The organism is Streptomyces sp. NPDC031554, assembly GCF_055580685.1.
The window spans coordinates 87318-110278 of record NZ_JBVIKX010000003.1; the positions used below are offsets into that span (position 1 = coordinate 87318).

The 22961-nt window shown below is 75.1% G+C and carries 13 protein-coding genes and 1 tRNA gene; 4 read left to right on the plus strand and 10 right to left on the minus strand.

What is annotated here, in order from left to right; translation table 11 throughout:
- Positions 1-79 precede the first annotated feature (79 nt).
- Entirely contained in the window at positions 80-607 is a 528-nt protein-coding gene (locus tag ACZ5FU_RS09080) for a DUF4232 domain-containing protein (RefSeq protein ID WP_451528319.1), read from the plus strand.
- Positions 608-858: 251 nt separating this feature from the next.
- Here ACZ5FU_RS09080 and ACZ5FU_RS09085 read toward each other — a convergent pair whose 3' ends face one another.
- Positions 859-1965 (minus strand): DUF2786 domain-containing protein, encoded by a 1107-nt coding sequence (locus ACZ5FU_RS09085; protein ID WP_469045125.1) that lies wholly within the window; start codon positions 1963-1965, stop codon positions 859-861.
- A gap of 85 nt (positions 1966-2050) precedes the next feature.
- Between ACZ5FU_RS09085 and ACZ5FU_RS09090 the strand changes: the two genes are divergently transcribed.
- Positions 2051-2815, plus strand: a complete 765-nt coding sequence (locus tag ACZ5FU_RS09090) for a Clp protease N-terminal domain-containing protein (RefSeq protein ID WP_468642602.1) — start codon at positions 2051-2053, stop codon at positions 2813-2815.
- A 179-nt stretch (positions 2816-2994) separates the two neighbouring features.
- Positions 2995-4683 (plus strand): bifunctional 3'-5' exonuclease/DNA polymerase, encoded by a 1689-nt coding sequence (locus tag ACZ5FU_RS09095; protein WP_469045126.1) that lies wholly within the window; start codon positions 2995-2997, stop codon positions 4681-4683.
- Here ACZ5FU_RS09095 and ACZ5FU_RS09100 read toward each other — a convergent pair whose 3' ends face one another.
- The 3 genes from ACZ5FU_RS09100 to ACZ5FU_RS09110 all read right to left on the minus strand — a co-directional run bounded on the left by ACZ5FU_RS09100 (position 4684) and on the right by ACZ5FU_RS09110 (position 11966).
- Positions 4684-8202 carry an AfsR/SARP family transcriptional regulator gene (locus ACZ5FU_RS09100; protein WP_469045266.1) on the minus strand — a complete coding sequence of 1173 codons (3519 nt, stop codon included), beginning with the start codon at positions 8200-8202 and terminating at the stop codon, positions 4684-4686. It lies immediately after the preceding gene.
- Positions 8203-8934: 732 nt separating this feature from the next.
- Positions 8935-9618: a response regulator gene (locus tag ACZ5FU_RS09105; protein ID WP_451528315.1), complete on the minus strand. Its 684-nt coding sequence runs from the start codon at positions 9616-9618 to the stop codon at positions 8935-8937.
- A complete protein-coding gene (locus tag ACZ5FU_RS09110) occupies positions 9615-11966 on the minus strand; it encodes a sensor histidine kinase (RefSeq protein WP_468642599.1) in 2352 nt (783 codons plus the stop codon). The genes ACZ5FU_RS09105 and ACZ5FU_RS09110 overlap by 4 nt, the downstream gene beginning before the upstream one ends.
- A gap of 267 nt (positions 11967-12233) precedes the next feature.
- Between ACZ5FU_RS09110 and ACZ5FU_RS09115 the strand changes: the two genes are divergently transcribed.
- Complete coding sequence (locus ACZ5FU_RS09115; RefSeq protein WP_469045127.1) at positions 12234-12686, plus strand: DUF5707 domain-containing protein; 453 nt, start codon at positions 12234-12236, stop codon at positions 12684-12686.
- Positions 12687-12976: 290 nt separating this feature from the next.
- On the opposite strand, the gene ACZ5FU_RS09120 is transcribed toward ACZ5FU_RS09115, so the two are convergent.
- The 6 genes from ACZ5FU_RS09120 to ACZ5FU_RS09145 all read right to left on the minus strand — a co-directional run bounded on the left by ACZ5FU_RS09120 (position 12977) and on the right by ACZ5FU_RS09145 (position 22960).
- A tRNA-Thr gene (locus ACZ5FU_RS09120) sits at positions 12977-13050 on the minus strand.
- Between the two features lie 107 nt (positions 13051-13157).
- On the minus strand, positions 13158-14738 hold the full coding sequence (locus ACZ5FU_RS09125; protein WP_451780215.1) for an alpha/beta hydrolase: 1581 nt from the start codon (positions 14736-14738) through the stop codon (positions 13158-13160).
- A 159-nt stretch (positions 14739-14897) separates the two neighbouring features.
- On the minus strand, positions 14898-16103 hold the full coding sequence (locus ACZ5FU_RS09130; protein ID WP_469045128.1) for a DNA polymerase III subunit delta': 1206 nt from the start codon (positions 16101-16103) through the stop codon (positions 14898-14900).
- 208 nt (positions 16104-16311) lie between these two features.
- Positions 16312-19515, minus strand: a complete 3204-nt coding sequence (gene tmk, locus ACZ5FU_RS09135) for a dTMP kinase (protein WP_469045129.1) — start codon at positions 19513-19515, stop codon at positions 16312-16314.
- A gap of 124 nt (positions 19516-19639) precedes the next feature.
- Entirely contained in the window at positions 19640-22483 is a 2844-nt protein-coding gene (topA, locus tag ACZ5FU_RS09140) for a type I DNA topoisomerase (RefSeq protein ID WP_469045130.1), read from the minus strand.
- A gap of 279 nt (positions 22484-22762) precedes the next feature.
- The gene (locus ACZ5FU_RS09145; protein WP_451528308.1) at positions 22763-22960 is read right to left on the minus strand and encodes a hypothetical protein; all 198 of its coding nucleotides are present in this window, start codon (positions 22958-22960) and stop codon (positions 22763-22765) included.
- Position 22961 lies beyond the last annotated feature (1 nt).

The window sequence follows — 22961 nt, forward strand, 5'->3', positions numbered from 1 at the left end:
GCGGGGGCCGCGCACCGGAAGGGGGCGTTCATGCGTGATGATCCTCCCGAGCACCGTCACGTCACCGTAGGGACCACTCATGCGCGCCGTTCCGATCACCGTCACCGCCCTCGCCGCCGCCTTCCTCCTCACCGCCTGCGGCGGCGGGGACGACGGCTCCTCCGGCGACGGGGAGAACAAGGCCTCTTCCGGCAGCGCCTGCGCCGCCGGTGACCTGACCATGGCGGTCGGCGCCGTGAACGCCGCCCCCGCCGTCGGCGACACCGGCAACGTGACCGTCACGGTCACCAACGGCGGTGGCGAATGCACTCTGGAGGGCTTCCCGAAGGTCGAGCTGGAAGCCGCCGGGACCGCCGTCGCCGTCCCCCAGGACGAGGCCGCCGAGGCGCAGTCGCTGCCCCTCGCCGAACAGGCCACCGCCTCCTTCACGATCACCTACGTCCGCGGCGAGGAGGGCGAGGGCGGCCTCGCCGCCGAGACCCTCACGTGCGGCCTCGCGAACGCCTCGGCGACGGAGAGCCTGGACTGGTCGTACGGCGCGGTCGCCCTCAAGGACGGCGACAAGCCGGACGCCTCGGTGAGCGCGTTCCAGGTGGCGGGGGACTGACCTCTCGTCCGGCAGATCACGTCCGACGGCTCGCGGCCGACGGCTTGCGTAAGGCGGCCGGGCGCCCGGCCGCAGGGCGGCAGGGCGGCGAGACCGTACGCGGACAGGTCGCCGTCGCGGTGCGGCGACGCGGTCCGGCTCGCGGGGCCGCCCTGCGGTGCGGCGCGATGCGGTGCGGCGGGAGCCGACGTGATGCCCGCTCGTGGTCGTGGTGGGTGGGGACGCGGGCGCGTGGGGTCGTGCGCCCCCGGTCACGGGAGATGCGGTCGCGAGCGGACCTGCGCCCGGTCCGCCGCCTCCGCGCCCTCGGTCCAGCCCGCTTCGTCGGTGACGCCCCGCAGGCGGGTGGTGGTCGTCCGGGGGAAGAGGCGGTCCGTGGCCGCGGTGACCGCCACCTCACGGGAGGCCAGCACCGGGAGGAGGTCGGCGCCGACCGGAGTCTCGGCCGCGACGGCCAGCCGGGTGCCCACCCGGTGGGCGTAAGCGGCCAGGAAGGACTGGCGGAAGGTCTTCGTGCGCCGGCGGCCGCCCGCCCGCTGTGCCGCCTCCGCCTTCGCCATGGCGGTCCCGGCCTGCACGAGGAGCGAGGTGTAGAGCAGTTCCACCACCTCGAGGTCGGCCTCGAAGCCGACGACCGTGGAGAAGCAGAAGGGTTCGTTCCACACGGCCCGGCAGTGGTTCGCGCCGGCGACCGCGTCCAGCAGCACCGCCTTGGCCTGCTCGTACGGCGGCTCGACACCGATGCGGCGGGCGCCGGGCGCGTCCGGCGCCGGAGCCGCCGCGTCGAGCAGCGCCTCGTCGACGCTGTGCCGGGCCATCAGCTCCTGCGCCTTCGCGGTGAGCGCCTCCGCCTCCTCGGGGAATCCGGTCGCCTCCGCCTTGGCGAGCAGCGCGCGGATGCGGGTGAGCATGCGGGAGTCGGAGCGCGGCCGTCCGTCCGCCTCCCGGAGGGGTTCGAGGGTGGGCAGCCGCAGCAGCAGCCGGTACAGCTCCAGCACCACCGTCGCACGGGAGAAGCGGTCGCCGGTGCGGGGCGCGGGGCCGGCGGGCAGTTCCTCCACCTGGGCCGACCAGCGCCGGCCGCGCGCCCGGTCGTGCGGCGCCTGTGCGCGGACCAGCGCCGCGAGCAGGCGTACGTGCGTGTCCTCCAGGTCGCGGCGCACGAGCCGTACGAGGTCCGCGGGCTGCCAGCCGCGGCGCCAGGCGTCCGCCAGGAACTCCTGGCCGCGCCGGTCGAGTTCGGTGTCCGCGGCGGGGTCGGCGGCCAGCAGGGACGCACCCGTGTCGAGGGCGGTGTCGGTGTCGTCGTAAAGGGCCGCCCGGAAGGCGCGTTCGACGGTGCTGGGCGTGCTGCTCACCCATGGATCGTGCCACGCGCGCGTGGCGGCCCGCGATCGTCAACCGCGGGTTGACGCCTTCCCCGTGTCAACCTACGGTTGACGCATGACTTCGCGACAGGATCCTTCCGCCACCGTCCGTCTCGACGACCTCATCGACGCCATCAAGAAGGTCCACCCCGAGCCCCTCGAACAGCTCCAGGACGCCGTCATCGCGGCCGAGCACCTCGGCGACGTGGCCGACCACCTGATCGGCCACTTCGTCGACCAGGCCCGGCGCTCGGGGGCGTCCTGGAGCGACATCGGCCGGAGCATGGGCGTGACGCGGCAGGCGGCGCAGAAGCGGTTCGTGCCGAAGGAGTCGGCCGACCTCGACCCCGGTCAGGGCTTCAGCCGGTACACCCCGCGCGCGCGGAACACCGTGATGGCCGCCCACAGCGCCTCCAGGACGGCCGGCAACGCGGAGGGCCTGCCGGCCCACCTGGCCCTCGGCCTGCTCGCCGAGCCGGAGGGCCTCGCGGTCAAGGCGCTGGCCGCGCAGGGCGTCACCCCGGAGGCCTTGCGCGAGGCGGCGACCGCCGCGCTGCCGCCCGCCGTCGACGAGGCGCCCGAACTCGTCCCCTACGGCTCGCACGCCAAGAAGGTCCTCGAACTCACCTTCCGCGAGGCCCTGCGCCTGGGCCACGACCACGTCGGCACCGAGCACATCCTGCTGGCCCTGCTGGAGTTCGAGAACGGCGCGGGCGTCCTCAGCGGGCTCGGCGTCGACAAGGCGGGCGTGGAGCGGTACGTCGAGGAGACGCTCGCCCTGATCCAGGGCCGGCGGGAGCGGGAGGGCGCGCGGGGTCCGGAGGAGACGCCGGGGGCCTGAGGGTCCGAAGGACGCGCCGGAGGCCCGGGAGCACGGCGCCGGGGGCCCCGGGAGCCGCGCCGGAGGTCCGGGAGGGCGTGGCGGTCCAGGACACGCCGGAGGCCCGGGGGCGGGGCTCACCGGGCGGGCGTGCCCGGCGCCCCCGGCCCGTTGTCGGACCTGCCTGCGACACTCGCGGCATGGCCGAACGCTGGGCACTCGCCCCGGCCGAGGGCGGCGGCGCGGAGCTGGCCCCCCTCGGTCCGGACGGGCTGCCCGCGGGCCCCGTCGTGCGGGAGCCGGACCTGGCGGCGGCGGTCCGGGCGCGGCCGGACGTGAGCCGGTGGGTGTGGCGCTCCACGGCGGAGGTGTATCCGCGTCTGCTCGCCGCGGGCGTGCGGGTCGAGCGGTGCTACGACGTCGAGGACGCCGAGACCCTCCTCCTCGGCCACGAGGGGCGGCACGGCGAACCCCGCTCGGCGGCCGCCGCCCTGGCCCGGCTGCGCGGCGGCCCCGTCCCGCCGGATCCCCCGCAGCGCGCCGCCGAACCCGGCGCGCAGTCCTCGCTCTTCGAGCCGCAGGCCACCGCCCTCCCCCTCGCCGACCTCCTCGCGGTCTACACCGGGCAGCAGCGGCGGCACGACCGGACGGAGCACCCGGAGCGGATGCGGCTGCTGACGGCGGCCGAGTCGGCGGGGATGCTGGTGGCCGCGGAGATGAACCGCGCGGGTCTGCCCTGGAGCGCCGACGTCCACCGCGAGGTGCTCCACGGCCTGCTCGGCGAGCGGTACGCGGGCGGGGGCGAGCCCCGGCGCCTCGCGGAACTCACGGACGAGGTGTCGGCGGCCTTCGGGCGCCGGGTGCGGCCGGACCTGCCCGCCGACGTGGTGAAGGCGTTCGCGCAGGCCGGCATCAGGGTCAGGTCCACCCGCCGCTGGGAGATCGAGTCCCTCGACCACCCGGCCGTGAAGCCGCTGGTCGAGTACAAGAAGCTGTACCGCATCTGGGTCGCGCACGGCTGGTCCTGGCTCCACGACTGGGTGCGCGACGGCCGTTTCCGGCCCGAGTTCCTGGCCGGGGGCACCGTCACCGGCCGCTGGGTGACCAACGGCGGGGGCGGCCTGCAGATCCCCAAGGTGATCCGGCGCGCCGTGGTCGCCGACCCCGGCTGGCGGCTCGTCGTCGCCGACGCCGACCAGATGGAGCCCCGCGTGCTGGCGGCGATCTCCCGCGATCCGGGACTGATGGAGGTGGCCGGCCGGGAGAGCGACCTCTACCAGTCCGTCTCCGACCGCGCGTTCTCCGGCGACCGCGCCCAGGCCAAGCTCGCGGTGCTCGGCGCGGTCTACGGCCAGACCTCCGGCGACGGCCTCAAGAACCTCGCCGCGCTCCGCCGCCGCTTCCCGCGCGCGGTGGCGTACGTCGACGACGCGGCGCGGGCCGGCGAGGAGGGCCGGCTGGTGCGGACCTGGCTGGGCCGGACCTGCCCGCCCGCGGCCGGCGCCGGGGAGGACGCGGCGGAGGAGGCGGGCATCCCGACCGGGGACGACGATCCGTCCGAGGCCCGGCAGTGGACGCCCGGGTACGCCTCCGGCGACGCCCGTGCGCGGGGCCGCTTCGCCCGCAACTTCGTCGTCCAGGGCAGCGCGGCCGACTGGGCCCTGCTGCTGCTCGCCGCGCTGCGGCGGGCCTGCGCGGCCATGGCGGCCGAGCTGGTCTTCTTCCAGCACGACGAGGTGATCGTGCACTGTCCCGAGGAGGAGACCGGGGCGGTCGTCGCCGCGATCCGGGAGGCGTCGGAACTGGCCGGGCGGCTGACGTTCGGGACGACGCCGGTGCGGTTCCCGTTCACCACGGCGGTGGTGGAGTGCTATGCCGACGCCAAGTGATCACTCCGCCCCGGCGAGCAGCTCCCCCAGTTCCACCACGACGGCTCTCTCGTCCGTGCCGTCCAGCGCGGCCAGCGCCCGCCGCCACTCCTCCCGCGCCCGCCGCGGGTGCCCCTGCGCGTGCAGCAGGAGCCCGTGCTGGTGGCGGCCGAGCGCGCCGGTGTAGCGGTCGGCGCGGGCGTCGGCGCGGCGCAGCAGCTCGGCGCACTCGCGGGCGGCGCACTCGGTGCGGTCCAGCAGGCGCAGGGCGCGGACCAGGCCGAGCCGGGTCTGGGACTCGCCGTGCCAGTCGCCGTGACCGCCGAGGATGCGCAGGCTCTCCTCGAAGTGCGGCCGGGCGGCGGCCGGTTCGCCCAGGGTGAGGTGGGCGTAGCCGATGTTGCAGTGCGCCGAGTGCTGGACGAGCACCGCCCCGATCTCGTCGCCGATGGCCAGCGAGAGCCGGTGCTGCTCGATGGCGGCGCGCGGGTCGGTGTGCTCGTACAGGTTGCCGAGGTGGCTGTGGGTGACGGCCTGGCCGTGCCGGTCGTCGAGCCGGCGCGAGTACTCCAGGCTCTGCCGCAGCGCCCGGCCGGACTCCTCGTGGCGGCCGAGGCACTCCAGCAGCAGGCCGCGGTTGTTGAGGCAGCGCCGGATCCAGGAGAGCCGGTCGAGGCGGCGCCAGATCGCCAGGGACCGGTCGGTGAGGGCGAGGGCGGCGTTCTGGCGGCCGGTCAGGAAGTGCAGGCCCGCGAGGTCTCCCAGCGCGTAGGCCTCGGCGGCCTCGTCCCCGAGGTCGCGCGCCACCCGCAGCGCGGTCCGTCCGAGGATCTCCATCTCGGCGACCCGGCCGCTGCGGTGGAGGTAGGGGAAGAACAGGCGCAGGAGGGTGGAGACGAGGGGCGTGTCGTCCGCCCCGGACCGCGGTGTCCGGGTCCGGCCGCCGTGGGGGCCGTCCCCCGTGCCGTGCCGCCCGCCCTCGACCAGCGCGACGATGTTCTCCAGCTCGCCGTCGCCCCAGGCGAAGGCCTCCTCGGGGCCGCCGAAGGGAGGCACGTCCCGCACCCGGGCCGCGTGCGCGGACGGCTGGGCGGCGGTGGGCCACCGGCGGTCGTCCTGGTCGGGGCCCGGTTCGACGATGGCGGTGAGGGCGCGTTCGGCCACGGCGGCGTACCAGCGCAGGGCGGTGGTCCTCGGGGCGGTGGGGGCGAGGGTCCTCGGGGCGGTGGTCCTCGGGGCGGTGCGGACGGGATCGCCGGCGCCTGCGCCGTCGTCGGTACCCCGCCGGGGGGCGGCGCGGTCGTCACCCTCGTCGTCATTCCCGTGGGGATCGGCCTCGTGGGGATCGGCGCGGTGGTCGTCGTCCTCAGGGGTGCCGGTTCCCTCGTCGTCCTCGCGCTCCGCCAGCTCGCGCGCGAAGTCCCGCACGAGATCGTGGGGGGCGTAGCGGCCGTACGCCGTCTCCTCCAGGAGGGCCACGTCGACGAGGCGGTCGAGGGCGGCCTCGGCGCGGCGCTCGCCGGTGCCGGTGAGACGGGCCAGCAGCGGCACGCCGTACGCGGGCAGGTCGAGGGTGCCGATCCGGCGGAGCGCGAGGGCGGCGTCGCGGTCGGCCTCGCGGTCGGAGGCGGCGAGCGCGTCGTGCGCGACCGCGAGGGAGCGGCGCATGCTGAGGTCGTCGTACTCCAGGTGGTGCAGACGGCCGCCGGTGTCGGCCAGTTGGCCCGCCAGGACGTCCGGGGTGAGGGCCCGGCGGGCGGCGAGGCGGGCGGCCACGACGCGCAGGGCGAGCGGCAGCCGGCCGGTGAGCCCGACGAGGGGGTGGCCGGGACCGAGGCCGTCGCGTCCCGACGCGGCACGCAGCAGGGCCGCGCTGTCCTCGTCGGACAGGGGCGCGAGGGGGAAGCGGTGGGCGCCGTCGAGGGCGGTCAGCAGCGAGCGGCTGGTGACGATCACCGCACAGCCCGGACCGGCCGGCAGCAGCGGGCGTACCTGCGCGGCGTGCGCGGCGTCGTCCAGCACCAGGAGCGTGCGGGTCGGCGCGAGCAGGGTGCGCAGTGACGCGGCCGCCGCGTCCGGGTGTTCGGGAATGTGCCACGGGTCGGTGCCGAGGTCGCGGAGGAGCGTGGCGAGGGCCTGGCCGGCGGTGAGAGGGGTCATGCCCGGGGTGGCGCCGTGCAGGTCGAGGTAGAGCTGCCCGTCGGGAAAACGTTCCTTCAGGGTGTGGGCCACCTGCAGGGCGAGGGCGCTCTTGCCCACGCCGGCCATGCCGCTGATGACGGCGAGGGGACCCGCGCCGGTCGGAGGCTCCGCGGTGAGGGTGCGGCGCAGGGAGTCGATGCCGGCGGTACGGCCGGTGAAGTACGGCGGCGGTGGAGGGAGCTGAGCGGGAGGACGGGTGCGGGTGGGAGGCGGGGCGGGGGACGGGGGCGAGGCGGGGGCGGGTGTCCGGACCGGGGTACGGGGGTCCGTTCGCCGGCCCCGCAGGATCTCCACGTGGGCCTCGCGTACCGCCGGACCCGGTTCGATGCCGAGTTCCTCCACGAGGCGGGTACGCAGGTCGCGGTGGACGGCGAGGGCCTCGGCCCGGCGGCCGCTCCGGTGCAGGGCGAGCATCAGCTGACGGTGGTACGCCTCGCGCAGCGGGTGCTCCGCGGCCAGTGCGGTCAACTCCGGGACCAGACGGTCGAGTCCAGGTCCGGGCATGGGCGCGGACATGGGCGTGGGCACGGGCGTGGGCGTGGTTACGGGCTCGGGTGCGGGTCCGGGACGGGTTCCGGTGGCGGAGCCGGTTCCGAGTCCGGCTGCGATTCCCGGCCCGGTTGCAGTTCCCGGCCCGGTTGCAGTTCCTGGTCCGGATGTGGTTCCCGGCCCGGTCGTGGTTCCGGTTCGCGTCTCGCCCAGGCCGAGTTCGGCGTCGTAGCGCCATTCCAGGAGCTGCAGGCGCGCCTCCCCCAGGCGTTGGGTGAAGGCGTGGCCGCCCGGTTCGGCGGGGAGGCCGTCGAGCGGGGTGCCCCGCCACAGGGCGAGTGCCGCCGCGCACGCGTCGATCACCCGTCCCCAGTCGTGGACGGCGTGCGCGCCGCGGGCGGTGGCGAGGTGACGCTCGAAGAGGTGGACGTCGAGTTCGCCGTGCTCGATCCGCAGCCGGTAGCCGGGCGGCACCGTCCGCAGCCGCGCCGGGTCGTCGAGCATGCGCCGCAGCCGCGTGACGTGGTTGTGCAGCGAGGCCTGCGCGGAGGCGGGCGGCGCGCCGCCCCACAGCACCTCCTTGAGCGACTCGGCCGGGACGATCCGGCCGGCGTCGAGGAGCAGCGCGGCCAGCAGCGCGCGCGTCTTGGGGCTGCGGATGTCACGGACGCCGTTGACTCCGTGGACGCCGAAGGGGACGGGAGCGGTGGTGACACAGGGGTCCACGACGGTGCCGTACGGGGCAGGCACGTCGTCGTGCGGGGCGGGGACGCCGTCGTACGGGTCCGGGACGCCGTCGTACAGGACCGGTGGACCGAGCAGTCCGAACCGCAGCCCGCACTGCCGCATCACGCCGACCCCCGCCCTTCCGCGCACCCGTCCCGGACGCGCTCCTCGGCGGGATCCCGCCGCTCTCGCGGATCTCCGCCCCGGCACGGCGATGTTCCGCCACCCTGTCCCTGACGGTTCCGCAGGAGTCCGTCACCGTCGCGGCCCGCCTCCCGCGCCCGCCCGGCGGCTTCACCCCGGACGACCTGCGACGACGGCTCCGCCGCCACGGAGAACCGTTGGCCACATGTTAGCGATTCGTTGGGGGAGCCTGATGTGATCACCACATCGGATCCGTCTCGACGGCGCGCGCGTGCTACGCGTTTCTCGGGGGAGTGTCGCCGCCATGGCCGGTTCCGGACGCGCGTGGGGGCCTCGGTCGGCGGAGGTGAACGACCGGGGCCCGCGCCGCGGTTTCCGCCCCTGAGGGACCGGCTTCGCCGTGTCCCGCTCGGAGGGTGCGTCGAGAGGACCCGGGAAGGACGACCGGAGCCTCCCCGCCTCCAGCTCCTCACCGGTCGCACCCGCCGTTCACGCCTGCCACGACCGTCCGCGCGAGCAGGGCGGCACAGGCCGCGAGGCGGCCACGGTCGGCGACGTCACCGAGTGCGTGGCGCGGTCCACGGGGAAGCGAACGGCCGGCACGGGTACCGGTGTCAGGCACGAATACGTTCCTCCGCCGACGAACGGCGGCCGACCGGTGGACGACCCGGCAACCGACCGGCGGACGCCCGGCGGGCGGCGCGCGGCGGGTCAGCCGAGGGAGGCGGGCGGGTTCGGGCGGGCGAGGCCGAGGTCGTAGGCGAGGATCGTCGCCTGCACGCGGTCGCGCAGCCCGAGTCCGCCGAGGAGCGCGTCGACGCGGGATCTCACGGCGCCGGCGGTGAGGCCCAGCTGCCGGGCGATCTCCGTGTCGTCGAGCCCGGAGGCGATCAGGGTGAGGAGGTGCCGCTCGCGGCCGCTCGGGCCGGCCGGCTCGCGGGGGCCGTTCCTGGACCGGTCCCCGCTGCCCGCTCCCCGGGCGTAGTGGCCGATGAGGTGGCGGGTCGCGGACGGGGCGAGCACGCCCTCACCGGCGGCCACCGTCCGGATGCCGTGCAGGAGTCCGGCCGCGGGAACGTCCTTGAGGAGGAAGCCGGAGGCACCGGCGCGCAGCGCGTCGAAGACGTGGACGTCGAGGTCGAAGCCGGTCAGCACCAGTACCCGGGGCGCGTTCTCCCGGCCGGTGATGAGCCGGGTGGCGGCGATGCCGTCCGGGTCCCGCATCCGCGAGTCCATGACGACCACGTCGGGCGCCAGTTCCCCGGCGAGCCGCACCGCCGTCGCGCCGTCACCGGCCTCGCCGACGACCGTCATGTCCGTCTCGGCGTCGATGACGGCGGCGAACCCCGCCCGTACGACGTCCTGGTCGTCGGCGACCAGCACCCTGAGACTCATCGCTCCCCCTCGTCGTCCCGCCCGTCCGCGAGCGGCAACCGGAGGCACAAGGGCCCCTGTCGTCCCGCGGTCAGGGTGCCGCCCAGCGCCGCGATCCGCTCCGCCAGCCGCTCCCGTACGGCGGGGAGGCCGGCGCCGGTCACCCCCGTGGCCGTGAGGGTCAGCGCGTGGTCGTCGGCGTCGAGTTCGAGCACGGCGGGCTCCTCCCCGCCGGCCGCGAGCATCGTCTCGGCGGCGTGGTAGGCGGCCAGGTCGACGGCCGTGGGCAGCCGCCGCGGCACGCGGTCGGTGAGCCGTATCTCCACCTCGCGGCCGGTGGCCCGGCACTGCCGGGCGAGCAGGTCGAGGGCCTGGAGGGTGGGCTGCGGCCGCAGTTCGGGCCCGGCCGGACCCGGCTCCCCCTCCCGGACCGTGTCGAGCAGCGCGCGCATCGCGGCCAGCGCCTCGCGGGCCCGGTCGGCGGTGGCGTCGAGCCGGCCCGCCTCCGCCTCCGCGACCATGTCGGCGGCGCGCGCCAGCACCGTGCCCTCCAGCCCCGCGGCGATCCGGCGCCGCTCGGCCCAGGCCTCCCGCACGGCCTCCTCGGTCCAGGCGGCGAGGCGTTCCTCCCGCACCCCGCGGTCGGCCCGGTCCCGCCGCCCGCGCACGGCTCCGCCCCACCGGGCCGCGCCGACCGCCAGGGCCGCCCCGGCCGTCGCCGCCCCGGCGACCCCCCAGCCGGCCAGGTCCGTGCCGCGGTCCAGGACGGCGGCGCTCGCCGCGGCGGCGTGCACGACGACGGCGGCCGCGGGGACGGCGGAGAGGGAGGCGGCGGCCAGGGAGGCGGGGCCGGGCCGCGGCCCGGGCCCGACGGGGGACGGCGCGCCGGCGCGGCGGGCCGCGTCGGCGGCGAGCGCCACGCAGGTGGCGGCCATGCTCAGCACGGGCGGCACGAGGACCGGGCCCGTGTACCGGCCCACCATCATCGCCACCGGCCACAGCGGGGCCAGACCGAGCAGCACGCCCAGGGCGGCGCGGGGCGTCCGCCGCAGCCACAGCAGCGCGACGGCCTGCGCCGCGGCCAGCAGCGCGAAGAGCACCCCCGCCGACACCTGGGACCCGTTCGACGTGGTCTCCGGCCGGACGACCAGCACCGGCAGCAGCGGTTGCAGGCACAGCCCGACCGCGGCCGTCACCTGCGCGAGACGGTAGGTCCGCGCCACGGACGCCTCCACCGGTGCGGCGGTACGGCCGGGCAGGACCGCGCGCACCTCCCAGCCACCGTCCGCGGTCGGACCGCTGGTCAGTGTGCCGCCCGCCTCCCGCGCCCGGGACCGCAGGAAGCCCTGGCCGCGGCCCGAGCCGAGTCCCGCGCCGTGTGCCGCCGCGCCGGCCGGGGGTGCCGCGCTCGTGACCACGACGTCGGTACGGGTGTCGCCGTACCGGCAGCGCACCGTCGTGGCGGCGCCGGGGGCGTGCCGGGCGACGTTGGTCAGCGCCTCGCGCACGATGCCGTACGCCGCGTCCGCGACGACGCCGTCCGGCAGCGGACCGATCTCGTCCTCCACCCGCTGGTCCAGCCGGCGGAACCCGGCGACGAGGGAACGCAACCGCTCCTGCGGGGAGGGCAGTTCCTCCCGCGAGGGAGCCGGGGCCCGCACCGCGCCGAGCGCGCGGGTCACCTCCCGCCCGGTCTCGGCCGCGAACTCCAGCGCTTCCCCGGTGAGTTCGGGACGACGTTCGCGCAGTCCGAGCGCCGCTCCCGCCGTGACCACCACGGCGGTCAGATGATGTGCGCTGACGTCGTGCAACTCCCTTTCCATACGTCGGCGTTCGACCGCCGGCAGCCGGTGGCGCTCGGCCTCGGCGCGCCGGAGCACCTGCTCGTCCGTCCGTCGCGCGCGCCGGGTGCGCCGCACCAGCAGACCGGTGCCGCAGGCGGCGGCGTACAGCAGGGCGGTCAGGACGAGGTCGAGTCCGTCGCGGTCACTGAGCCCGTGCAGGCTGATGTTCTGCAGCAGTTGCCAGACGGCCAGGGCGACCACGCACAGGACGGCGGTGAAGGTGTCGCGCTCGGTCGCCACCGTGTACAGGGCCAGCGCCACGCCCGCGGTCCCGAGGACCGCCATCGCGCCGACGGGCAACGGCCCGGCACCCAGCGCACAGGCGGCGGCGACGAACAGGAGGGCGACGACGGGGCGTGCGCGACGGAGCGAGAGGGCGGCCGTCACCGGCCCGGCGACCAGCACGGCCACGAGGAGGGCGGACGCGAGCGGCGCGTGCCCGCGCACCAGCTCCGCCCCGGGCCACACCACGGCCTGGACGCAGATCAGCAGGACCGGTACCAGCCGGTCGTCGGTTCGGTTCATGACGGACCAAGGCTATGGGCGGGGCCGAACGGCGCCCTCGGGCCGGAGACGGATCCGGCTCTCCACCCTGGGATACAGAAAAGGGCGGCGTCGCGGAGCAGCCCTCCACCTCCGGTTCGACCGGGCAATCATCCTGCTGCCCGAGGACCGCGCGCCGGCCCGCTCATAGGCTCGATCCCATCGAGAAGGCGCCCTGCGGCCGACCCGCCCGAGCACCTCTCCCGCTGTGCCCACCTCTTCCGCACGACCGATCCCAGGGGGATTTCCATGTCCAAGCGCATCATCGTGCCGTCGGTCATCGGTGTCGTCGTCCTCGGCGGAGCCGCCGCCGGTCTCGCCGTGGCCTCGACGCAGACGTCCGGGAAGCTGACCGTCGAGAACGCCTCGACCCGCTACGTCCCTCCGGCCGGCACCCAGGCCGGCTCGCTCACCTTCACCGCGGACGTGAGCGACGACTCCGGCGTCCGGAGCCTGAAGGTCCTGGCCTGGCCCGCGAGTTCCGACCTGGACCCGACCGAGGCGGAGATGCGGTCCGTGGAGAGCGCGACCTGCCGGAGCACCTCGGCCGACACGTCCCGCTGCACCTACACCCTGAAGGTCACCGAGGCGGAGGCGGCCGAACTGGCGCCGGGCACCTGGCACGTCTCGACCCTGGCGACCGCCAAGGACGGAGACACGAAGTTCACCCCGCGCACGTCCACGTTCGCCGTGCCCCGCTGAGCCGCCGGCCCGTCGGGCGCGAACGACGCCCCGCCGCTGGAACCCCGCTCCTCTCCCCGCCGCCGGCGCGGCCGAGGGGCGGGGGCCGGTCGGCCGTCCCTGACCCCTACGGCGCGTCACCGGCCTCGCCCCGTGGCCGCCCACGGCCGGACCCGAGGCCGGAGCCGGCACCGACGACCGCCGCGCGCGGTCCGCGCGCAGCCTTCCCGCAGCCCGCGCCCGGCCCGTCGCCGCATCCGATAAAAGCAAAAGCCCCAGGTCACGGCGAGTGAGTCCTGGGGCTTTCACAGAGCCGCCTTCGGGATTCGAACCCGAGACCTACGCATTACGAGTGCGTTGCTCTGGCCATCTGAGCTAAGGCGGCGCGCTGTGCGCACCTATGGTGCGATCAGCAACGTCGGTAAGTCTACACAGTTTCCTGGAGTGCTCCGAACCACCCCGGGAGGGGGCCGTCCCGGGGTGGCCGCGAGGCTACGAGCAGGTCTTTCCGTCCGCCGGCGGGGTGCCGCGGACGAGGTAGTCGTTGATCGCGGAGTCGATGCAGGCGCTGCCGCGGCCGTAGGCGGTGTGGCCGTCGCCGCGGTAGGTGAGCAGACGGGCCGAGGCGAGCTGACGGGCCAGGGACCGGGCCCAGCGGTAGGGGGTCGCCGGGTCTCGGGTGGTGCCGACGACGACGACGGGGGCCGCGCCCCTGGCCTCGATGCGCTGCGGTTCCCCGGTGGCCGCGACCGGCCAGTAGGCGCAGTTCAGGGAGGCCCAGGCGAGGCCCTCGCCGAAGACGGGGGACGCCTTCCGGAAAGCGGGCAGCGCCTCGCGCACCTCGTCGGGGCCGTCGAACGCGGCGGGGAGGTCGAGGCAGTTCACGGCCGCGTTGGCGAACATCAGGTTGGCGTAGCCGCCCTCGACGCCCCGCTCGTAGTAGCTGTCGGAGAGCACGAGCAGGCCGGCGCCGTCGTTCTCGCGCATCGCCGAGGCCAGCGCCTCGCGCAGCTGCTCCCAGGTGCTCTCGTCGTACATCGCGGCGATCACCCCGGTGGTGGCGAGGGACTCGGTGAGCCTGCGGCCGTTCGCGTCGCCGGTGGGCAGCGGGCGGGCGTCGAGCCTGCCGAAGAACGCCTTGAGGTTCTCGCCGACCTTCCCGGCCTCGGTGCCGAGCGGGCAGTCCGGCCGGCGCGCGCAGTCCTTCGTGAACGACCGGAACGCCGTCTCGAACCCCGCCGTCTGGTCCAGGTTCATCCGCCGGGCGGACAGCGACGGGTCCATCGCGCCGTCCAGCACCAGCCGTCCCACCCGCTCCGGGAACAGCCCCGCGTAGGTCGCTCCGAGGAACGTCCCGTACGACGCCCCCACGTACGTCAGCCTGCGGTCCCCGAGGACCGCGCGCAGGATGTCCATGTCGCGGGCCGCCTCGACGGTGGAGACGTGCCGCAGCAGCCGGGCGGACCGGGCGCCGCAGCCCTCCGCGAACTTCTTGTAGGTGCCGACGAGTTCGTCGGTCTCCCGCCGGTCGTCGGGGGTGACGTCGGTCTGCGTGTGCGCGTCCATCTCACGCCCGTCGAGGCACTCCACGGGCTCGCTGCGGGCCACGCCCCGGGGGTCGACGGCGACCATGTCGTAGCGGGCGCGGACCTGGGCCGGATAACCGATGCCGGCGTACTGCTGGAGGTAACCGACGGCCGAGCCGCCCGGCCCGCCCGGGTTGACCAACAGCGAGCCGATCCGCTTGCCCGGGCCGGTCGCCTTCTTGCGGGCCACGGCGAGCCGGACGTCGCCGCCGCCGGGCCGGGCGTAGTCGAGCGGCGCCTTCATCGTGGCGCACTGGAAGCCGGGCACGCCGCACTCCCGCCAGCTCAGCTTCTGCCCGTAGTACGACGTCAGCGCGGACGGCGTGGCCCGCGGAAGCGCGGCCAGGGCCACATGGGCGGCCGCCGGGCCGGCGGAACTCGTGGAGCTCGGGGAGCTCCCGGAGGAGCAGGCGGACACGAGCAGGGCGGCGAAGGAGAGGAGCGTGACGCCGGTGCGGAACCGGTGGGGGGAGCGCCTGGAGTACATTGAACGAGCGTAACTGTGTGCGACCGGTTGAAAGCGATGCGTACGCGAACTGCCACGGACGAGTGACCCCGTCCATCACCTCGTACCCCCGGTCGCCCCCTCACCCGGCGTCGGCCGTCCGGTCGCCCCTCGACCGGTGCCGGTCGTCCGGTGCCGGGCTCAGCCCGCTCTCAGCGCCATCGTCATCGCCTCCACCGCCAGCAGCGGGGCCACGTTCCGGTCGAGGGCCGCCCCGCAGGCGGCGATCGCCTCGATGCGGCGCAGGGTGGACTCGGGGCTGCCGGCGCGGGCCAGCCGTTCGAGGGTGTCCTCGGCGTCCACGTTGGCGAGGGCGATGCGGGAGCCGAGCTGGAGGGCGAGGACGTCGCGGTAGAAGGCGGTGAGGTCGGAGAGCGCGACGTCCAGGCTGTCGCGCTGCGTCCGAGTGCGCCGCCGCTTCTGCATCTCCTCCAGGTCCTTCATCACGCCCGCCGTGCCGCGCGGCATCCGGCCGCCCTGCACCGCGCCCATCGCCGCCTTCAGCTCGTCGGTCTCCTTGCCGTCCCGCTCCTCGGCGAGCTGCTTGGCGTCCTCGGCGGCGGCGTCGACGAGTTCCTGTGCCGCCTTGAGGCAGCCGCCGACGTCCTGGACGCGCAGCGGCAGCTTCAGCACGGCGGCGCGGCGCTCGCGGGCCGCCGGGTCGGTGGCGAGGCGGCGGGCCCGGTCGACGTGCCCCTGGGTGGCGCGGGCGGCGGCCGCGGCGACGGCCGGATCGACCCCCTCGCGCCGTACGAGCATGTCGGCGACCGCGTCCACGGAAGGGGTGCGCAGATTCAGGTGCCGGCAGCGGGAGCGGATCGTCGGCAGGACGTCCTCGACGGACGGCGCGCACAGGAGCCAGACCGTGCGCGGGGCCGGTTCCTCGACGGCCTTGAGGACGGCGTTGGCCGACTTCTCGTTCAGCCGCTCGGCGTCCTCGACGAGGATGATCTGCCAGCGGCCGGTCGCCGGGGCGGTGTACGACTTGCGGACCGTGTCCCGCATGTCCTTGACGAGGATCTCCGCGCCCACGGCGGCGACCGCCGAGACGTCGGCGTGTGTGCCGACGAGGGCCGTGTGGCAGCCGTCGCAGAAGCCGCACCCGGGGGCCCCGCCGAGCGCCCGGTCCGGGCTCACGCACTGGAGCGCGGCGGCGAACGCCCGGGCCGTCTGGAGCCGGCCGGCGCCGGGCGGTCCCGTGAACAGCCAGGCGTGCGTCATGCTCGACGCCTCGGGCGGCGCGGTGCCGGCCGACGCCGCGGTGACGAGCGCGTCGGCGTCCCGGGCGGCGGCGGCGAGCTGCTCGCTCACCTTGTCCTGCCCGACGAGGTCGTCCCACACGGTCATGGCCCACGCCGCCCTTCCGTCACGTTCACGTCCCGCGGCGCCGGCCGAGCCGTGCCGCGGACCACCCTGCGCCCTGCGGGTTCCATTGTGCGGGCAGCCACCGACAACGCGGCCCGGCGCTCACGGACGGCGGCGGTGCCGGCCCCGCCGCGCGAGGGACACCGGCGCCGCCGCCCCGACCGCGACGCGGCCGGCGGCGCCACGGACCTCAGCGCCGCCGGCCCCGCCTACGGCCCTCGTCGACGTCGTCGTCGTCCTGGTGCCCGCCCAGAAGCTCGTCCGCCAGCGACGGCAGGTCGTCCAGCGGCGTCTCCTCGGCCCAGTCCGGGCGCGGCCGCTGCCGGGGCGCGCCCGTCTCGTCGACCTGCGGCAGCTCCTGCGTACGGTCCTCGGCCACCTCCGGCCGCGCCGCGCGCTCGTCGCGGAAGTACCCCCTCGGCACCCGGTCGTCGGGCTGCTCCGCGGAGACGGCGGGCAGCACGGCCGTCTCGTCCTCGGCACTCCCGGCGCGCACCGGCGGCAGCACGGCCGTCTCGTCCGCGGCCCCGGCGGGCGCCGGCGGCTGCGGCAGCTCGGCCGTCACCTCGGCGTCCGACACCCGCGCTCCGGAAGTCCCGGCAGCGGACGGTTCCGTGTCCGCCGCGCTCTCGACGGGATCCTTGTCCATGCGCACCGGGGGCAGGACGGCGGTGTCCTCGACCGGTCCGCCCGAGGCGTTCTTCGGGGTGACCACCGGGGTGGGCTCGGTCGCCGCGTCCGGGGCGACCGAGGCCGCGGGCGGGGCGGGCCGTGGCCGGGCCTGGGCCGCGGCGGCGGCCTGCTCCGCCGCGCGCCGCGCCTCCTCGGCCCGCAGCAGCGCCTCCTCGGCCTTGCGCTGCTTCTCCAGGCGCTGCGCCTCGGCCTCGGCGCGCAGCCGGGCCTCCTCCTCGGCCTGCTTGCGGCGCCGCTCCTCCTCCGCCTTGCGGCGGGCCTCCTCCTCGGCGCGGGCCTTCTCCTCCGCGAGGAGCCTCAGCCGCTCCTCCTCGGCACGCCGGCGGGCCTCCTCGGCACGCTGCCGGGCCTCCTCGGCCTGCCGCTCGGCCTCGCGCCGCTGCGCCTCCTCCAGCTCGCGCCGCTTGCGCTCCTCCTCCTCGGCGCGCAGCTTGGCGAGCTGCTCCTGGCGCTCCCGCTCCAGGCGCTCCTCCTCGGCCTTGCGCGCGGCCTCCTCCTCGGCCTTGCGGCGGGCCTCCTCCTCGGCCTTGCGCCGCGCCTCCTCCCGGGCCTCGATCTCGGCCTCGGAGAGCGGCAGCATCCGGTCGAGCCGGTGGCGTACGACGGTGGTCACGGCCTCGGGCTCCTGGCCGGCGTCGACGACCAGGTAGCGGCCCGGGTCGGCGGCGGCCAGCGTGAGGAAGCCGGAACGCACGCGCGCGTGGAACTCGGCCGGCTCCGACTCCAGACGGTCCGGCGCCTCCGTGAAGCGCTCGCGGGCGGTCTCCGGGGAGACGTCGAGCAGGATCGTCAGATGCGGCACGAGGCCGTTCGTCGCCCAGCGCGAGATCCTCGCGATCTCGGTCGGGGACAGGTCGCGGCCGGCGCCCTGGTAGGCCACGGACGAGTCGATGTACCGGTCGGTGATGACGACCGCGCCGCGCTCCAGGGCGGGCCGGACCACGGTGTCGACGTGCTCCGCGCGGTCCGCCGCGTACAGCAGGGCCTCCGCCCGGTGCGACAGACCGGCGCTGGAGACGTCGAGGAGGATCGACCGCAGCCGCTTGCCCACGGGCGTGGCGCCCGGTTCGCGCGTGAGGACGACCTCGTGGCCCTTGGCCCTGATCCACTCGGCGAGGGCCTCGGCCTGGGTGGACTTGCCGGCGCCGTCACCGCCCTCCAGGGCGATGAAGAAACCGTTCGCCGCGGGTGCCTGCACCGGGTCGTCGCCGCCGAGCAGCGCGTCCCGCAGGTCGTTGCGCAGGGGTACGCCGGAGCGGTCGTCGACCTTGGCGAGCACCAGCGCGGCCACCGGCAGCAGCAGCGCGCCGACCAGCATGAGCGTGAAGGCGGCTCCGCCGTGGGCGAAGACGAACTTGCCGTTCTCCAGCCGGTGCGGCCCGATCAGCGCCGCCACCAGCGGGGCGATCAGGGCGCCGAGCGCCACCAGCACCCGTACGACCGCGTGCAGGTGCTCCGTCATGCGCGCGCGGCGCTGGTCCTCTGTCTCCTGGTCGAGCAGCGCGTGCCCGGTGTTGGCGGCGACCCCCGCACCGACCCCCGCCAGGGCCGCGAGCAGCAGCACGGTGGTGACGTCCGGGACCAGCCCGGCCGCGAGCAGGGCCACGCCGGTGAAGGCGATCGCCAGCGCGAGCAGCCGGCGCCGCGACAGCGTCACCAGCACCTTCGGCGCCGTACGGACGCCGACGGCGACGCCGCCGGTCAGCGCGAGCACGAGCAGGCCGTACAGCACCGGGCCGCCGCCCAGGTCCTTGGCGTGCAGCACCGCCACGGCGACGGCGGCGGCGATCGCCCCGGCCACGGCGGCGCAGGCCAGGACCAGCACCGGGATCACGCCGGTGCGGCCCGCGTCGGCGCCGCCGGCCGTCCGCGGGCGGCGCAGCCCCTCGAGCGGCGACCGCGCGCGGGGGGTGCGGGTGCCGGGCAGTTCCAGGAAGACCACGACGGACAGGGAGCCGGCGAACAGTCCGCCCGCGACGTACGAGGCGAGGGCCGCCTGGTGCCCGCCGAACCAGTCGACGCCGGCGCCCAGGAGGTTGTTGAACAGCGCGGCGGCGACCAGCGTGGCGGCCGCCAGCGGGATCGCGAGGAAGGTGGTGCGCAGCGACAGCCGGCGCAGGGCGTCCATGTGGTCGGGCAGCGGCCGTACCGTCGCGCCCTCCAGGGGCGGGGCGGGCAGCAGCGCGGGGGCGGCGCCCTCGCGGGCGACCGTCCAGAACCGCTCGGCGACACCGGTCACGAAGACGGTGACCAGCAGCAGTGCCAGGGCGTCGTCGGGCGTCCAGTCGATCCACAGGGGCGCGACGATCAGCAGGGCGGCCCGCACGCCGTCCGCGCCGACCATGGTCCAGCGGCGGTCCAGCGGTCCGTCCGGCGAGGTGAGGGAGGTCAGCGGACCGAGGAGGACGGCGCCGAACAGCACGGTGGCGAGCACCCGGACCGCGAAGACGATCGCGACCGCGAACGCCACACCCCGGTAACCGCCGCCGAACGCACCCTCGACGATGGCCGCTTGCAGGGCGAGGAGGACGAGCACGAGGAGGGCGAGGGCGTCACCGACGCCGCTCACCAGCTGTGCGCTCCACAACCGCCTGAGCTGCGGCTCACGCAACAGCGCCCGTACGGCGCGCTCTCGGGAGTCCGCCGCCAGGGCGTCGTCCGGGGTCGGCGGGTGGGCCGTTGGCTGCTCGGCTCGCGTCATGCTTTCAGCCTATCGGCAGCGACTGACGACCCGGTGATCCCGTCCACACCGACGTCCGCCCCGACACCAAAGTGATGCCGGGGCGTGCGTTTTGTGAACGGCTTCCGGGGAACCGCGGCGCGGCTCAGTCCTCCGAGGCCGCCGTGGAGGCCGCCCTGGACGCCGTCGTCTTCTTCGTCGCGGTCTTGGTGGCGGTCTTCTTGGCGGCCGTGGTCGTCTTCGCGGCGGTCTTCTTGGCGGCCGTCTTCTTGGCCGGCGCGGCCTTCTTCGCCGTCGCCTTCTTCGCGGGCGCCTTCTTCGCCGTCTTCTTGGCGGGCCCCTTCGCCCGCTTCTCGGCGAGCAGCTCGTAGCCGCGCTCCGGGGTGATCTCCTCGACGCTGTCGCCGGAGCGCAGGGTGGCGTTGGTCTCCCCGTCGGTGACGTACGGCCCGAAGCGACCGTCCTTGACGACGACCGGCTTCTGGCTGACCGGGTCCTGGCCCAGCTCCTTCAGCGGCGGCTTGGCCGCGGCCCGGCCGCGCTGCTTGGGCTGGGAGTAGATCTCCAGCGCCTCTTCGAGCGTGATCGTGAAGAGCTGGTCCTCGCTCTGGAGCGACCGCGAGTCCGTGCCCTTCTTCAGGTACGGGCCGTAACGGCCGTTCTGCGCGGTGATCTCCACGCCCTCGGCGTCCGTGCCGACGACGCGCGGCAGCGACATCAGCCTGAGGGCGTCCTCCAGCGTGACGGTGTCCAGCGACATCGTCTTGAACAGCGAGGCCGTGCGCGGCTTGACGGCGTTCTTGCCGGTCTTCGGGGTGCCCTCGGGGAGCACCTCCGTGACGTACGGGCCGTAGCGGCCCGCTCGAGCGATGATCTGACGGCCCGTCAGGGGATCGGCGCCCAGCTCGAAGTCGCCGCTCGGCTTGGCGAGCAGTTCCTCCGCGTACTCCACGTTCAGCTCGTCCGGGGCGAGGTCCTCGGGGACGTCGGCCCGCTGGTGGTTCTCGGAGTCCTTCTCGCCGCGCTCGATGTAGGGGCCGTAGCGGCCGACCCGCAGCACGATGCCGTTGCCCACGGGGAACGACGACACCTCGCGCGCGTCGATCGCGCCCAGGTCGGTCACCAGCTCCTTGAGGCCGCCGAGGTGGTCCCCGTCGCCGTTGCCCGCCTCGGCCGCCACGCCGGTGCCCGTGCCCTCGCCGAAGTAGAACCGCTTCAGCCACGGCACGGACTTCGCCTCGCCGCGGGCGATGCGGTCGAGGTCGTCCTCCATCCTGGCGGTGAAGTCGTAGTCGACGAGCCGCCCGAAGTGCTTCTCCAGGAGGTTGACCACGGCGAAGGAGAGGAACGACGGGACGAGCGCCGTGCCCTTCTTGAAGACGTAACCCCGGTCGAGGATCGTGCCGATGATCGACGCGTACGTCGACGGACGGCCGATCTCGCGCTCCTCCAGCTCCTTGACCAGCGAGGCCTCGGTGTAGCGGGCCGGGGGCTTGGTGGCGTGCCCGTCGACCGTGATCTCCTCGGCGGTGAGGGCGTCGCCCTCACCGACCTGGGGGAGACGGCGCTCGCGGTCGTCCAGCTCGGCGTTCGGGTCGTCGGCGCCCTCGACGTAGGCCTTCAGGAAGCCGTGGAAGGTGATCGTCTTGCCGGAGGCGCCGAACTCGACGTCGCGGCCGTCGGCGGCGGTGCCGGCGATCTTCACCGAGACGCTGTTGCCGGTCGCGTCCTTCATCTGGGAGGCGACGGTCCGCTTCCAGATCAGCTCGTACAGCTTGAACTGGTCGCCGGTCAGGCCGGTCTCGGCGGGAGTGCGGAAACGGTCACCCGAAGGGCGGATCGCCTCGTGCGCCTCCTGCGCGTTCTTGACCTTCCCGGCGTACGTGCGCGGCTGCGCCGGCAGGTAGTCGGCGCCGTACAGCTGCGTGACCTGGGCGCGGGCGGCGTTGACCGCCGTGTCCGACAGGGTCGTGGAGTCCGTACGCATGTAGGTGATGAAGCCGTTCTCGTACAGCTTCTGGGCCACCTGCATGGTCGCCTTCGCACCGAAGCCCAGCTTCCGCGAGGCCTCCTGCTGGAGCGTCGTCGTACGGAACGGGGCGTACGGCGAGCGCCGGTACGGCTTCGACTCGACGGACCGCACGGAGAACCGGGTGTTCTCCAGGGCGGCGGCCAGGGCGCGGGCGTTCGCCTCGTCGAGGTGGAGGGTGTTCGCGCTCCTGAGCTGTCCCACGGAGTCGAAGTCGCGGCCCTGCGCGACCCGCCTGCCGTCGACGGTCTGGAGGCGGGCGACCAGCGACGACGGGTCCGAGGAGTCTCCCGCGCGGCCGGTCAGGAAGGTGCCCGTCAGGTCCCAGTACTCGGCGGAACGGAAGGCGATGCGCTCGCGTTCCCGCTCCACGACGAGTCGGGTGGCGACGGACTGCACCCGGCCCGCCGACAGCTTCGGCATGACCTTCTTCCACAGGACCGGCGAGACCTCGTAGCCGTAGAGACGGTCGAGGATGCGGCGGGTCTCCTGGGCGTCGACCAGCTTCTGGTTCAGCTCGCGCGGGTTGGCGACGGCGGCCTGGATCGCGGCCTTGGTGATCTCGTGGAAGACCATCCGCTTGACCGGGACCTTGGGCTTGAGCACCTCCTGCAGGTGCCAGGCGATCGCCTCGCCCTCACGGTCCTCATCGGTGGCGAGGAACAGCTCGTCGGAGTCCTTCAGCAGGTCCTTGAGCTTCTTGACCTGGGCCCTTTTGTCGGCATTGACCACGTAGACGGGCTGGAAGTCGTGATCGACGTCCACGCCGAGGCGGCGGACCTCACCGGTGTACTTCTCCGGCACCTCCGCGGCGCCGTTGGGGAGGTCGCGGATGTGCCCGACGCTCGCCTCGACAACGTATCCGGGGCCGAGATAGCCCTTGATCGTCTTCGCCTTGGCAGGCGACTCGACGATGACGAGTCGGCGGCCGCCCTTCGCGGTCTCGCTGGTCGGGGACAACTTCGCTCTTCTCTCCGGTCGACGCTGGGGCCTCCCCAGGCCTTGCTCCCGGGGTCGGGTCATGGTGACGCTGCGGAGTGTGACGGTACCTCCCGCCCCCGTGTCAAACGGGAAAAGCCCGCAACGGCCACTCGAACGGTAACCCGACTACCGCCGTTCCTGCCGCCCGGAGTGCGCACCGGCTCTTTTTCTGCTCACCGGAACGACGCCTGCCGCTCGTCCGCCGCCGATCCCTCGCGCCGGTCCCGTCGGGGCGCGGGCAAGATCCCCGGAAGGGGTTCAGACGCGGGCGAGGCACCATGCGCCGGCGGTGAGCGCGGTGACCGCGACGAGCGTCGCGACGGTCGCCGATGCGGCGGGGCTCACCCCCTCGGCGACGGGCTGCCGCTGCCGCAGGCGCACCGCGGTCCACCCCAGCAGACCGCCTCCGAACAGCGAGAACACCAACCCCGTGAAGATCGCCGGTCCACTGTCCATG